The sequence below is a fragment of the Rugamonas violacea genome, from assembly GCF_016461825.1.
In the GTDB taxonomy this organism is placed as follows: domain Bacteria; phylum Pseudomonadota; class Gammaproteobacteria; order Burkholderiales; family Burkholderiaceae_D; genus Rugamonas.
Map to the genome: position 1 here is coordinate 90,501 of NZ_JAEMNU010000022.1, position 12,551 is coordinate 103,051.

Here is a 12,551-nt window from a genome sequence, read left to right on the forward strand (position 1 = left end):
CCGGAGTGTCGAGTCAACTGAGGAGGATGTCATGGCCTATGTCGATGGTTTTGTGGTTCCGCTACCGAAGAAGAATCTGTCCGCTTACAAGGAAATGTCGCTCGCCTGCGGCGCCGTCTGGAAGGAATACGGCGCGCTGGAGTTCCGCGAGTGCATAGGCGACGATGTGCCGCCCGGCAAGGTTACTTCCTTTCCCCTCAGCGTCGATTTGCAGGAGGGCGAGGTGGTGGTGTTTTCCTGGATCGTCTACGCCTCGCGCGCGGCGCGCGACGAGATCAACGACAAGGTCATGCAGGACCCGCGCGTCAAGGCCTTCATGGACCCGGCCGCCATGCCCTTCGACGCCAAGCGCATGATCTACGGCGGCTTCGAGATGTTGATCGACCTGTAACCGCGCCGGCGAAGGCGCCGCGGCCGCCGTCCAACAAGTGATCCGTCGCCCGCGGGCCTCTACTGCGGGCCTGTTGCGGATCTGTTGCGGGGCTGGTGCCGGCCGCCGACCGCAATCGGCCATCTCTGGCAGAATGGTGTTTTCCCCACATCCCGAAAGAGTCGCCATGATCCAACTGCACCACCTGAAGGAATCGCGCTCGCGCCGCATCACCTGGCTGCTTGAAGAGCTGGGCCTGGACTACGAGGTGATTTCCTACGACCGCGACCCGGTCACCCGCCTGGCGCCGCCCGAGCTGGCGCGCATCCACCCGCTGGGCAAGGCGCCGGTGCTGTGCGACGACGGCCAGGTGTTGATCGAGTCGGGCGCCGTCATCGAGTATCTGGTGCGCCGCTACGGCCAGGGCCGTTTCGCCCCCGCCGTCGACACGCCGGCCTACAACCGCTATATCCAGCTGCTGCACTACGCCGAGGGTTCGGCCATGCTGCCGCTGATGCTGGCGCTGTACACCGGCCGCCTGGGCGAGGCCGCCGCGCCGCTGCAGCCGCGCATCCAGAGCGAGATGAAAAACCACCTCGGCTATCTGGAGGGTGAATTGGCCGGCCGCGAATTCTTCGTCGGCGAGGAGCTGAGCGGCGCCGACATCCAGCTGTCCTTCGTGGTGCAGATGGGCGTCAAGTTCGGCGGCGGCGCCGCCGTTTATCCGAACCTGGCGGCCTTTGTCGCGCGCATCGAAGCGCTGCCCGCCTACCAGCGCGCCAAGGCGCGCCACGGCGAGTAGGCCGGCCCCCGGCACGCCAGCCGGGAGCTGAACAAAATGCCGCCAGGTCAAGGCGCCGGCGGCAAGCAAACCACCCCAAGGCAAAGAGCCGGGGTCAGACCCGCGGGGTCTGACCCCAGATTTGCGCCGGTGGGTTTTCTTCGCCCTGCAGCGTCGCGCGCAAGGCGCCGCGCAGGGCGTTGCACAGCACGATCTCCTCGGCGCTTTGCAGCATGGCGCGGCTGATCACCCGCTGCCGCGCCGCCCAGGCCGGATCGTCCAGCAGCACGCCGCGCATCACGCCCGGCAGTACGCCGCAGCTCAGCGGCGGCGTGTACCAGCGGCCGTCCAGCTTGACGAACACATTGCTGCGGCCACCCTCGGTCAACTCCCCCCGCTCGTTGAAGAACAGGCTGTCGAAGGCGCCCTGCGCCTCGGCGGCGCGCCAGGCCGCGTCGTAGCGCGCCCGTTCGCTCGATTTGTGACGCAGGAACAGCTCGCCGGAGCTGGTGGCGTCGGCCGCCAGCAAGGCCCGCACCGGTTCGACCAGCGGCACCAGCGGCGCCTGTTGCACGGCGAAGGCGCCCGACTGCGTCAGCGCCAGCCGCACCCGGTGCGGCACGCCCGGCGTCAGTTCGGCGCAGGCGGCGGCCAAGTAGGCGCGCGCCGCCGCCAGGTCGCAGGCGAAGCCGAAGTAGGCGGCCGACGCGGCCAGCCGCGCCAGATGGCGCTCCTGGTGGCGCGCGCCCTGTTCGCCGCTGGCGTACAGCGTCTCGAACAATTCGAAGTCGTTCGACAGGCCGGTCAGGAAGCGCGCCTTGAGCTGGCATTCGGCGAATTCCTGCGCCGCGTCGCTGTCGTAGACGATGCCGGCGCCGACCCCCATCTCGCCGCTGCGCACGCCGTTGCGCGGCGCTTGCAGGGCCAGCGTGCGGATCGGCACGGACAGGCAGAAGTCGCCGACGGCGCCGGCCGGCGCCGGCTCGAACCAGCCGATGGCGCCGGTGTACAGGCCGCGCGGCGCCGGTTCCAGCTCGGCGATGATCTCCATCGTGCGCCGCTTCGGCGCGCCGGTGATCGAGCCGCAGGGGTAGAGCGCCTGGAAGATCTCGGCCAGCGTGGTGCCGGGCCGCAGCCGCGCCGTCACGGTCGAGGTCATCTGCAGCACGCGGCTGTAGCGGCGCACCTCGAACAGCGCCGGCACCGCGACCGAACCGGTGGCGGCGATGCGGCCGATGTCGTTGCGCAGCAGGTCGACGATCATCAAATTCTCCGCCCGGTTCTTCGGGTCGGCCGCCAGCGCCGCCGCGCGCGCGGCGTTTTCCGCCGGCCGGTTGGACGCGGCGGCCGGCGCCGTGCCCTTCATCGGCCGCGCCGTCAGCGTGCCGCCGGCGTGGCGCACGAACAGCTCGGGCGACAGCGACAACACGGCGCTGCCGTCGTCCAGCGCGACCAGCGCGCCGTAGGGCACCGGCTGGCGCGCGCGCAGCCGGCTGTACAGCGCGAACAGCGAGCCGAAGGCGTCGAAGCGCAGCCGGTAGGTGTAGTTGACCTGGTAGGTGTCGCCCGCCTCGATGTAGCCGTGGATGCGCGCCAGCGCCGCCGCGAAGGCCGCCTGGTCGACGTTGGCGGCGACGCCGGCGATGCCGGCCGCCTGCTCCAGCGGGAAGCTGCGCGCCGCCAGCCAGTCGCCCACTTCGGCCGGGGACAGCGACTGGCACTGCTCGAACAACAGCACCCGCGCCAGCGGCGCGCCTGGCGCCGGCCGCCGCGCGGCCGCCGCCGCCAGTTGCAGTAGCTCGCCGCCCAGCTCGTAGCTGCACAGCGCCACGGCGTGCAGTCCGCGCGCCAGCGCCCGCTGCATCCCGTCCAGCAGCGCCGGCCAGGCGTCGATGTCGGCGCAGGCCAGTGTGCCGGCGTGGCCGGTGTACAGGCGCGAACGGCTGTGCGCCGCGCCGTCCGGGCTGGCGTCGTCGAGCAGGGCGAAGCAGGCGGCGGGGTTCATGCGCGGACGCGGCGCGCGGCCGCAGGGGAGGGCTGGTTCATACGGCGTTGGCGAGGTTGGCGAGGTTGGCGAGCTTGGTTAGGACAGCAGCAGTGCGATGTGCAGCGCGGCGTCCTGCGCCGGATTGTTCTTGAAGCCGCTCTTGGCGTAGCGGTGCCAGCGTCCCAGCACGAAGCAGACCAGCACGGCGGCGCGCGCCGCCACGTCGGCCTCGTGCGCCTGGCCCTCGGTGACGGCGATGCGCAGCGCCTGTTTCAGCGCCAGCTCGACGCGGTCGTGGAACTGGTTCATGCGCTGCTGCAGCCGCTCGTCCTCGTTGACCAGCGCGTCGCCGATCAGCACCCGCGTCATGCCCGGGTTGTTGCTGGCGAACTGCAGCAGGATGCCGACGATGTCGCGCGCCTGCTCCAAGCCGTCGCTCTGCCGCTCGTTGACCTGGTTGACCAGGCCGAACACGGTCGACTCGATGAACTCGATCAGGCCCTCGAACATCTGCGCCTTGCTGGCGAAGTGGCGATACAGCGCCGCCTCGGAAAACTCCAGCTTGCGCGCCAGCGCGGCGGTGGTGATTTTGTCGCCCTTGGGCTGTTCCAGCATTTCCGCCAGCGCCTGGAGGATTTGAATCCGGCGCTGGCCCGGCGGTGTGCTTGCCATGTGATCTCGATAGGGACGATGGTGAAAAAGACAATTGAATTGCGGCGTTCAGCGCAAACGATGCAGGCGCGCGGGCAGCAGCCGGACAGATTTTACTTTGACATCGACGTAAGCGGGGCGATTTAGCGTCTTCAGCGGATGCGCCAGGCCGTGGATGTCGCCGCGCCGCAGGTACTGGGTGACCCAGGCGGTGCGCATGCCCAGCGCGTGGGCGCTGCGCAGGTTGGCCAGCGTGTCCTCGACCAGGATGCAGCGCCGCGCCGTCAGGCCCTGGCGGCGCATCAGCTGGCGCAGCATCAGCTTGGACGGCTTGGGCCGCATCCGGCGGTGCACCTTCATCGCCTCGACCGCGATGTGATGCGAGAAGTGGCGCTGCAGCCCGAGGTGGCGCAGCACGGCGGCCGAGTAGCGGTGCGGCGCGTTGGTGAACAGGATCTTGCGGCCGGGCAGGCTGCGCAGCAGCTTGCCCAGGCCGCGCTCGGCGCGCACCATCGAGGCCAGGTCGGCCATCTCGTGGGTGGTGCGCAGGAAGTGCTCGGCGCTGACGCCGTGGTGCTTGACCAGGCCCAGCATGGTGGCGCCGTAGCGCCGCCAGTACAGCGTGCGCGCCGCGTTGACCGCGTCCATGCCGGCCGGCGTGACGCCGTCGCCCAGCACCTCGGCGATGTAGCGGTTCATGTTCGCCGTCAGCGCCGGGAAGATGGCGTGCGAGGCGTTGTGCAGGGTATTGTCGAGGTCGAACAGCCAGACCGGGGAGGAAGAGTTAATATTCACGAAATTCTCAGTTCTAGCCATCAAAAGGAAGCCATGCGCGCAAAGATTATAGTGATGTTCTTCGGCCTGCTCTGGCTCGCCCTCGGCGCGGCCCAGGGCGCCGAGCCGGCGGCCCGGCCGGCGGCGCAGCAGCAGCCCAACCGGGGCGCGCTGTTCAAGGTGGCGCAGGGCGAACGCACACTGTACCTGTTTGGCACGATCCATGTCGGCGCCGCCGATTTTTATCCGCTCGAGGCGCGCCTGGCGGCGGCGCTGGAGCGGGCCCCCGTGCTGGCGCTGGAGATCGATCCGCTGGGCGACCAGCAGGCCGTCGCCAAGGCGCTGCAGCGGCACGGCATGCTGCCGCCGGGGGCCGGCGCCTCGGCCCGGCTGGCGCCGGCCTGGCGGCCGCGCCTGGCCCGTCTGCTGCGCCACTATGGCATTCCGCCGCAGTCGGTGGCCGGCATGAAGCCCTGGCTGCTGGCCAGCGTGCTGACGGTCAGCGAATTCGCCGCCCAGGGCTACGACGCCGGCCTGGCGGTCGACGCCCACCTGTCGCGCCTGGCCCACGGCCGTGGCCAGGCCGTCGTCGAGCTGGAGTCGGTCAACGGCCAGATGGCCCTGTTCGACCGCATGAGCGGCGCCGAGCAGCTGCGCTTCCTGGAGGAGGGCATCGTCGCCATCGAGGACCAGGAGCAGGCCGTGCAGGCGCGCCAGATCGCCGACGCCTGGCGCCACGCCGACGCCGCCGCGCTTGAGGCGTTGGCCGAGAAGGCGGCGGCCGACCGGAGCTTCTCCGGCCGCTTCGTGCAGAAGGTGCTGCTCGACGAGCGCAATCCGCTGCTGGCCGAGTCCATCGCCACATTGCTGGCGCGCGAAAACAACAGCGTGGCGGCGATCGGCATCTTGCATCTGGTGGGGAAAAACAGCGTGCCGGAACTGCTGCGCAAACGCGGCATGGCGGTGGAGCGAATCTACTAGGGGAGGGTGCTGCGGGAGGGGTGCTGCGAAATGGTGCCCTTTACGTGGATTGAACACGTGGCCTCTCCCTTACCAAGGGAGTGCTCTACCACTGAGCTAAAAGGGCATTATTGTGGCGACGCGCTGCGAAAACCGGCAAATACCGCGTCGCCGTTTTTTCAGTGCGAACGGATCATAGTGCCAAAAGCCTGTTCGGTCAACACCTCAAGCAATAAAGAGTGCTCAATTCGCCCGTCAATGATGTGAACCGTGTTCACGCCCGACTTGGCGGCGTCCAGCGCCGATGAAATTTTAGGCAGCATGCCGCCCGAAATCGTCCCGTCGGCGAACATCTCGTCGATCTCGCGGGCCGACAGGTCGGTCACCAGGTTGCCCTGCTTGTCCTGCACGCCGGCGATGTTGGTCATCATGATCAACTTCTCGGCCTTGAGGATCTCGGCGATCTTGCCGGCGACGACGTCGGCGTTGATGTTGTAGGCCTGGCCGTCCTGGCCGAAGCCGATCGGCGAAATGATCGGGATGAAGGCGTCGTCCTGCAGCGCCTTGACCACCGCCGGATTGATCGCGTCGATCTCGCCGACGAAGCCGATGTCGAGGAACTGGCCGGGGTTTTCCTTGTCCGGCATGGCCATCTTTTTGGCGCGGATCAGGCCGCCGTCCTTGCCGGTCAGGCCCACGGCCTGGCCGCCGTAGTGGTTAATCAACATCACGATGTCCTGCTGCACTTCGCCGCCCAGCACCCACTCGACCACTTCCATGGTTTCCTCGTCGGTGATGCGCATGCCCTGCACGAAGGTGCCCTGCTTGCCGATTTTTTTCAGCGCGTTGTCGATTTGCGGACCGCCGCCGTGCACCACCACCGGGTTCATGCCCACCAATTTGAGCAAAATGACATCGCGCGCGAAGCCGTGCTTCAGGCGCTCGTCGGTCATCGCGTTGCCGCCGTATTTGATGACAATGGTCTTGCCATGGAAATTGCGGATGTAGGGCAGGGCCTCGGCCAGAATCTGCGCCTTGATCTGCGGTGCCACCGCTGTCAGGTCGTCAGTCATGCCTAGGTTCAGGTTAGTCAGTTGGGTCATGGCGAGTCCGAAAATGAATTTTCTGCGATTTTACAGCCTGCAGCTGTGCTCAAGTACGCATTATAGGGCCATCTTGTTGTAATTTCCCGAGCGATCAATTAGGCTCCCAGCATATGACCGCCGCCACCCCCGCCATCGACGCTCTGCACCGCCAACTGGAGGCCATGCGGCCCCAGCTTGTCCGCTTCGCACAATTGCAATTGCGCAACGCCGCCTTGGCCGAGGACGCCGTGCAGGACGCCCTGATCGCCGTGCTGGAGAAGCCCGAGCGCTTCGCCGGCCAGTCCTCGCTGCGCACCTACGTGACCGGCATCCTCAAGTTCAAGATCATCGACAACCTGCGCGCCACCACCCGTGAGCGGCAGATCGAGACGGCCGACGACCAGTCCGAGGACGACGCCATCGACGCCCTGTTCCACGCCGACGGCCACACCCGCGAGCAGCCGCTGGCCTGGGGCGATCCCGACCGCACGCTCGAGCAAAAGGACTTTTTCGCCGTGCTCGAGGTTTGCCTCGACAAGCTGCCGGCCAAAACGGCGCGCATTTTCATGATGCGCGAGTGGCTCGACCTGGAAACCGAGGAAATTTGTAAGGAATTGGCGATCACCACGTCTAATGCCTGGGTACTGTTGTATCGGGCCCGCATGCGCTTGCGCGAATGCCTGGACCTGAACTGGTTCGGCAAGCGCCAGGCCGGCTAAGCCGAGATTGGACGAAGCGACTATGCAAGCACACAAAACCGGGCTTAAACCCACCTGCCGCGAAGTGCACCGCCTGGTGTCCGAAGGGCTGGACCGCAAACTGTCCGTGGTCGAGCGCATCCGCATGCGCCTGCACTTGGTGGTGTGCGACGCCTGCACCCGCTTCAACGGCCAAATGTCGCTGCTGCGCCGCGCCATGCACAGCTTCCCGCCGCTCGACGGCGAGGGCGGCGAGGGCGGCGCGGCCGAGGTCAAGTACAAGCCGCACAAGCCGCGCGGGCCGAAATGAGCCTCTGCGCGCGCTGCGGCGCCACCTTCAGCTGCGCCATGGCCGACCCGGCGCCGGGCGCCGATCCGGCCAAACTGGCCGAACCCTGCTGGTGCACCTATCTGCCGGCGTCGCTGCCGGTGCCGGCGGTGCCCGGTAGCAGTTGCTGGTGCCCGGACTGCCTGCGCCGCCATATCGCCGCCAGCGCCGAACCGGCCAGGACGCGGGGGAGCGCGGCGGAACCCCCACCGCAAACCTAGGGTCGGACCCTCGGGTCCGACCCTGGCTCTGCGCCGTGGGGGTTGGCCGGCGTCGCCGCCGCCTTGGCGCGACGGCGCCATGGACTGCGCCGCCTTTTTGGCTCAGACTGCAGATTGACGCGCCCGCCGTACCGAACTCCAAGCAAAAGGAAGCACCATGCGTTTTAGCGATATCCGCATCCGCGCCCGGGTCAGTGTCGGCTACGCCATCCTGATCGCGCTGATGCTGGGCGTGATCCTGGTGGGCGTCAGCCGCATCTACGCCATCCGCGCCGAGAGCGAGCATATCCTGGATCAGGACTGGGCCGCCGCCGCCGCCATCAACATCATCGACACCCAATCGCGCGAGGCGGCCACCCGCATCGTCACGTTGATCATTCAGAAGGACAAGCGCCGCCGCATCGACAGCTACGCCCGCATCGACCAGATCAAGCGCGACATCGACGCCCAGCTCGACAAGCTCGCCGTGCTCGACGCCACGGCCGAGGCGCGCCGCCAGATCGAGCGGCTCAAGCTGGCCCGCGCCGCCTATTACGACAGCTTCATCGCCGTCGCCGACCTGATCGAGGCCGAGCAGCGCGACGCCGCCGAGGAAAAAATGAACCTGCTGGCGCTGCCGGCGCTGAACCACCTGCTCGACCAGATCCACCTGCTCGACGCGCTGCAGCAGCGCCAGGTGATGGCCAGCGCCGCCCGCGCCCGCGCCGACATCAACTTCTCGCTGCTGCTGATGTCGCTGATGGGCGGCGCCGCGCTGCTGGCCGGGGTCGGCTTCGCCATTTCGGCCCGTTCGATTACCCGGCCGCTCGACGAGGCCATCAAGATCGCCACGCGGGTCGCCAACGGCGACCTCAGCTCGGTCATCGAGGTGAACTCGAAGGACGAGACGGGCGAGCTGCTGCAGGCCTTGAAGAACATGACGGCCAGCCTGGCCGCCGAGCAGCAGCTGCGCCGCGCCGTCACGGTGGCCGAGGACGCCACCAAGATGAAGTCCGACTTCCTGGCCAATATGTCGCACGAGATCCGCACGCCGATGAACGGCATCATCGGCATGACCCACCTGGCGCTGCAGACCGAGCTGACCGGCAAGCAGCGCAACTACCTGGAGAAGGTCGAGTCGGCGGCGCGCAACCTGCTCGGCATCATCAACGACATCCTCGACTTCTCCAAGATCGAGGCCGGCAAGCTGGCCTTCGAACAGGTCGACTTCTATCTGGAGGACGTGATGGCCCAGGTGGCCGACCTGGCCGTCATACGCGCCCAGGACAAGGGCCTGGAGCTGCTGTTCGACGTCGGCGCCGACGTGCCGGTGGCCCTGCTCGGCGACCCGCTGCGCTTCGGCCAGGTGATGATCAACCTGACCAACAACGCCATCAAGTTCACCGAGCGCGGCGAGATCGTGGTCAGCGTCCAGCTGGCCGACGGCGCGCCGCAGGCCGACGCCGTGCGCCTGCGCGTCGAGGTGCGCGACACCGGCGTCGGCCTGAACCAACAGCAGCAGGCGCGCCTGTTCCAGGCCTTCAGCCAGGCCGACACCTCGACCACCCGCCACCACGGCGGCACCGGCCTGGGCCTGACCATCAGCAAGCGCCTGGTCGAGCTGATGGACGGCGAGATCGGCGTGCGCAGCGAGCCCGGTGTCGGCAGCACCTTCTTCTTCAGCGCCCGCTTCGGCCTGGCCGCGCTGCCGCCGCCGCAGGCGCTGCCCGACGTCTCCGGCCTGCGTGTGCTGGCGGTGGACGACAATGCCAGCGCGCGCGAGATCTTCCTGGCCATGCTGGCTTCGATGCGCTTCGACGCCGCCGCCGCCGCCAGCGGCCCGTTGGCCGTCGAGGCGGTGGCCAGGGCGCGCGCCGACGGCCGGCCGTTCAACATTGTGCTGATGGACTGGCAGATGCCGGGCATGGACGGCGTCGCGGCGATCGCGGCGATCCGCGCCGAGGCGGCCGCCGCCGGCGCCACCGCGCCGGCCTTCATCATGGTCACCGCCTACAACCGCGACGCCCTGCTCGACGAGGCGCGCGAGCTGGCGCTGGGCGGCCTGCTGAGCAAGCCGGTCAGCGCCTCGACCCTGCTCGATTCGATTTCCACCGTCTTCGGCAGCGACCTGGGGCGCTGCCGCAAGACCCAGCGCCTGGTCGACTACCAGGCCGCCGAACACGCCGTGCGCGGCGCCTATCTGCTGCTGGTGGAGGACAACGAGGTCAATCAGGAGGTGGCGCAGCAGATCCTCGGCGACGCCGGCGTGCGCGTCGACATCGCCAGCAACGGCGCCATGGCGCTGGCCAAACTCGCCGTCACCGACTACGACGGCGTGTTGATGGACTGCCAGATGCCGGTGATGGACGGCTACGACGCCACCCGCGCGCTGCGCGCCGAGCCGCGCCACGCCGCGCTGCCGGTGATCGCCATGACCGCCAACGCCATGGTCGGCGACAAGGAGAAGTGCCTGGAGGCCGGCATGAACGATTTCATCGCCAAGCCGATCGACGTGGCGCAGTTGTTCACCACCCTGGCGCGCTGGGTCAAGCCGAGCCAGGCGGCGGCGGCCGAAGCGCTGGCGGACGCCCGGGCGCAGGGGCGGGCGGACGCGCCCGAGGCTGCCGCGCTGGCCGGCGCCGAGCCGGCGCTGCCGGCCATCCCCGGCCTGCGCATGGAGGCGGCGCTGCAGCGCGTCGGCGGCAATGTCAAATTGATGCGCAAGCTGTTGGGGCGCTTCGTCGACACGCAGATCGACGCCATGCGCCGCATCGCCGTCGCCATCGAGGCCAACGACCTGGCGGCGGCGACACGCCATGCCCACACCGTCAAGGGCCTGGCCGGCAACATCGGCGCCGCCGGCATGGCCGACAGCGCCGCGCGGGTCGAGCAGATGCTGGCGCAGGGCGCGGTGGCGGGACGCGACCAGGCCCTGGCCGACATGGCGCACGAGCTCAGTGAGCTGATCACCGGCATCGCGCTGGCGCTGCACGACAAGCCGGCCGCGCCGCTGGCGGCCGTGCCGCCGCCCGACCTGGCCGCGTTGAGCAGCGGCATGCAGGAGATGGCGCGCCTGCTGGCGCAGGACGACGGCGCCGCGCTCAAGCGGCTCGACCTGATTTGTCCGCTGCTGACCGCCTCCGGCCAGGGCGAGCACTCGCGCCAGCTGCGCCGCCAGCTGGAGCAGTACGATTTCGAGGCCGCGCTGGCCCAGCTGCGCGAAGCGGCGGCGGCGTTGCGGATTACCCTGTGAGAGAGAGATGAGCATGCCACCGTTCCACACCAAACCGACCATTCTGGTGGTCGACGACACGCCGGACAATATCGACCTGCTGTGCGCCGTGCTGGAGGACGACTACCGCACCAAGATCGCCGTCAACGGCGAGCGCGCGCTGAAGATCGCCAACGGCGACAGCAAGCCCGACCTGATCCTGCTCGACATCATGATGCCGGGCATGAGCGGCTACGAGGTGTGCCAGCAGCTCAAGGCCAATCCGGGCACGCGCGACATCCCGGTTATCTTCGTCACCGCCATGAGCGAGACGGCCGACGAGCAGCTTGGCCTGGGCATGGGCGCGGTCGACTACATCACCAAGCCGATCTCCGCGCCGATCGTCCTGGCGCGCATCAAGACCCAGTTGTCGATGAAGCGGGTGCACGATTTTTTGCGCGACCAGAACCACTTCCTGGAAACCGAGATCGAACTGCGCACGCGCGAGATCGTCGCGCTGCAGGACGTCACCATCCACACCATGGCCTCGCTGGCCGAGACGCGCGACAGCGAGACCGGCAACCACATCCGCCGCACCGCGCATTACGTCAAGGCGCTGGCCGAGAAGCTGCGCGGGCATCCGCGCTTCGCCGCCTTTTTGACCGACAAGACCATCGAGCTGCTGTTCAAATCGGCGCCGCTGCACGACATCGGCAAGGTCGGCATCCCCGACCGCATCCTGCTCAAGCCGGGCCGCTTCGAGCCGCACGAGATGGAGATCATGAAGACCCACACCACCTTGGGCCGCGACGCCATCCTGGCCGCCGAGCGCGAGCTGGGCATCGAGGTCGACTTCCTCAAATACGCCAAGGAGATCGCCTACGGCCATCAGGAAAAGTGGGACGGCAGCGGCTATCCCGAGGGCCTGGCCGGCGACGCCATTCCGATTTCGGCGCGGCTGATGGCGGTGGCCGACGTGTATGATGCGCTGATCAGCCGCCGCGTCTACAAGGAGGGCATGAGCCACGACGCCGCCGTCGCCATCATCGGCGCCGGACGCGGCCAGCACTTCGATCCCGACATGGTGGACGCCTTCATGAGCTTGCAAACCGACTTCATCGCCATCGCCCACCGCTACGCCGACACCGACCACGACATGGATAAGAAACGCGAAAAACTCGAACTGTTCACCAAGGCCGCCGATGGCAATTGACGTCGACCTGTTGGGTTTTTTCGCCGCCGCCTGCACCACCTGCTCCTTCATTCCGCAGGTCTGGCTGGTGTGGCGCCAGCGCTACGCCGCCGGCGTTTCCAACGGCATGTACATGATCTTCAGCTTCGGCGTTTTCCTCTGGCTGTGCTACGGCCTGATGATTTCGGCCTGGCCCATCATCATCGCCAATGCCATCACGCTGATCCTGGCGCTGTGCGTGCTGGCGATGAAGTGGCGCTTCGAGCGCGTCGCGCCCGACGACCGCAGCGTCTGAACACAGCGGCGCCGACCAA

The 12,551-nt window shown here is 68.0% G+C and carries 13 protein-coding genes and 1 tRNA gene; 9 read left to right on the forward strand and 5 right to left on the reverse strand.

The genetic code is table 11. The features are described from left to right. Nucleotides 1-31: 31 nt before the first annotated feature. Together H7U20_RS04055 and H7U20_RS04060 are read left to right on the forward strand one after the other, a co-directional pair. Nucleotides 32-391 (forward strand): DUF1428 domain-containing protein, encoded by a 360-nt coding sequence (locus H7U20_RS04055; protein ID WP_199518328.1) that lies wholly within the window; start codon nucleotides 32-34, stop codon nucleotides 389-391. Between the two features lie 166 nt (nucleotides 392-557). Further along, nucleotides 558-1,172 (forward strand): glutathione S-transferase family protein, encoded by a 615-nt coding sequence (locus H7U20_RS04060; protein WP_199518329.1) that lies wholly within the window; start codon nucleotides 558-560, stop codon nucleotides 1,170-1,172. A 94-nt stretch (nucleotides 1,173-1,266) separates the two neighbouring features. Here H7U20_RS04060 and pabB read toward each other — a convergent pair whose 3' ends face one another. The 3 genes from pabB to H7U20_RS04075 form a co-directional block, all read right to left on the reverse strand. Further along, nucleotides 1,267-3,156, reverse strand: a complete 1,890-nt coding sequence (pabB, locus tag H7U20_RS04065; RefSeq protein WP_199518330.1) for an aminodeoxychorismate synthase component I — start codon at nucleotides 3,154-3,156, stop codon at nucleotides 1,267-1,269. A gap of 78 nt (nucleotides 3,157-3,234) precedes the next feature. Further along, on the reverse strand, nucleotides 3,235-3,810 hold the full coding sequence (slmA, locus tag H7U20_RS04070) for a nucleoid occlusion factor SlmA (protein WP_199518331.1): 576 nt from the start codon (nucleotides 3,808-3,810) through the stop codon (nucleotides 3,235-3,237). Nucleotides 3,811-3,858: 48 nt separating this feature from the next. After that, on the reverse strand, nucleotides 3,859-4,578 hold the full coding sequence (locus H7U20_RS04075) for a pyrimidine 5'-nucleotidase (RefSeq protein WP_370593078.1): 720 nt from the start codon (nucleotides 4,576-4,578) through the stop codon (nucleotides 3,859-3,861). Between the two features lie 39 nt (nucleotides 4,579-4,617). Here H7U20_RS04075 and H7U20_RS04080 point away from each other — a divergent pair, with 39 nt between their 5' ends. Then, nucleotides 4,618-5,544: a TraB/GumN family protein gene (locus tag H7U20_RS04080; RefSeq protein WP_199518333.1), complete on the forward strand. Its 927-nt coding sequence runs from the start codon at nucleotides 4,618-4,620 to the stop codon at nucleotides 5,542-5,544. 31 nt (nucleotides 5,545-5,575) lie between these two features. Here H7U20_RS04080 and H7U20_RS04085 read toward each other — a convergent pair. Beyond that, a tRNA-Thr gene (locus H7U20_RS04085) sits at nucleotides 5,576-5,650 on the reverse strand. Between the two features lie 52 nt (nucleotides 5,651-5,702). Continuing rightward, nucleotides 5,703-6,596: an acetylglutamate kinase gene (gene argB / locus H7U20_RS04090; RefSeq protein WP_093385720.1), complete on the reverse strand. Its 894-nt coding sequence runs from the start codon at nucleotides 6,594-6,596 to the stop codon at nucleotides 5,703-5,705. A gap of 143 nt (nucleotides 6,597-6,739) precedes the next feature. On the opposite strand from argB, the gene H7U20_RS04095 reads away from it, so the two are divergent. From H7U20_RS04095 to H7U20_RS04125, 6 genes are all read left to right on the forward strand, one after another. Beyond that, nucleotides 6,740-7,327, forward strand: a complete 588-nt coding sequence (locus H7U20_RS04095) for a sigma-70 family RNA polymerase sigma factor (protein WP_199518334.1) — start codon at nucleotides 6,740-6,742, stop codon at nucleotides 7,325-7,327. A gap of 22 nt (nucleotides 7,328-7,349) precedes the next feature. Then, nucleotides 7,350-7,616 (forward strand): zf-HC2 domain-containing protein, encoded by a 267-nt coding sequence (locus tag H7U20_RS04100; RefSeq protein ID WP_199518335.1) that lies wholly within the window; start codon nucleotides 7,350-7,352, stop codon nucleotides 7,614-7,616. Beyond that, complete coding sequence (locus H7U20_RS04105) at nucleotides 7,613-7,855, forward strand: cysteine-rich CWC family protein (RefSeq protein WP_199518336.1); 243 nt, start codon at nucleotides 7,613-7,615, stop codon at nucleotides 7,853-7,855. The genes H7U20_RS04100 and H7U20_RS04105 overlap by 4 nt, the downstream gene beginning before the upstream one ends. Nucleotides 7,856-8,012: 157 nt before the next feature. Beyond that, the gene (locus tag H7U20_RS04115; protein WP_199518337.1) at nucleotides 8,013-11,087 is read left to right on the forward strand and encodes a response regulator; all 3,075 of its coding nucleotides are present in this window, start codon (nucleotides 8,013-8,015) and stop codon (nucleotides 11,085-11,087) included. 7 nt (nucleotides 11,088-11,094) lie between these two features. Further along, a complete protein-coding gene (locus H7U20_RS04120) occupies nucleotides 11,095-12,258 on the forward strand; it encodes a response regulator (RefSeq protein WP_199518338.1) in 1,164 nt (387 codons plus the stop codon). Further along, entirely contained in the window at nucleotides 12,248-12,532 is a 285-nt protein-coding gene (locus H7U20_RS04125; protein ID WP_199518339.1) for a SemiSWEET transporter, read from the forward strand. Before H7U20_RS04120 ends, H7U20_RS04125 begins: the two co-directional genes overlap by 11 nt. The last annotated feature ends 19 nt before the right edge of the window (nucleotides 12,533-12,551 follow it).

Bases quoted from the DNA above. Each gene is read 5' to 3' on its own strand.
- H7U20_RS04055 (WP_199518328.1), top strand. From the start codon at position 32: ATGGCCTATGTCGATGGTTTTGTGGTTCCGCTACCGAAGAAGAATCTG.
- slmA (WP_199518331.1), bottom strand. From the start codon at position 3,810: ATGGCAAGCACACCGCCGGGCCAGCGCCGGATTCAAATCCTCCAGGCG.
- H7U20_RS04100 (WP_199518335.1), top strand. From the start codon at position 7,350: ATGCAAGCACACAAAACCGGGCTTAAACCCACCTGCCGCGAAGTGCAC.
- H7U20_RS04115 (WP_199518337.1), top strand. From the start codon at position 8,013: ATGCGTTTTAGCGATATCCGCATCCGCGCCCGGGTCAGTGTCGGCTAC.
- H7U20_RS04125 (WP_199518339.1), top strand. From the start codon at position 12,248: ATGGCAATTGACGTCGACCTGTTGGGTTTTTTCGCCGCCGCCTGCACC.
- H7U20_RS04095 (WP_199518334.1), top strand. From the start codon at position 6,740: ATGACCGCCGCCACCCCCGCCATCGACGCTCTGCACCGCCAACTGGAG.
- pabB (WP_199518330.1), bottom strand. From the start codon at position 3,156: ATGAACCCCGCCGCCTGCTTCGCCCTGCTCGACGACGCCAGCCCGGAC.
- argB (WP_093385720.1), bottom strand. From the start codon at position 6,596: ATGACTGACGACCTGACAGCGGTGGCACCGCAGATCAAGGCGCAGATT.
- H7U20_RS04120 (WP_199518338.1), top strand. From the start codon at position 11,095: ATGAGCATGCCACCGTTCCACACCAAACCGACCATTCTGGTGGTCGAC.
- H7U20_RS04060 (WP_199518329.1), top strand. From the start codon at position 558: ATGATCCAACTGCACCACCTGAAGGAATCGCGCTCGCGCCGCATCACC.
- H7U20_RS04080 (WP_199518333.1), top strand. From the start codon at position 4,618: ATGCGCGCAAAGATTATAGTGATGTTCTTCGGCCTGCTCTGGCTCGCC.
- H7U20_RS04105 (WP_199518336.1), top strand. From the start codon at position 7,613: ATGAGCCTCTGCGCGCGCTGCGGCGCCACCTTCAGCTGCGCCATGGCC.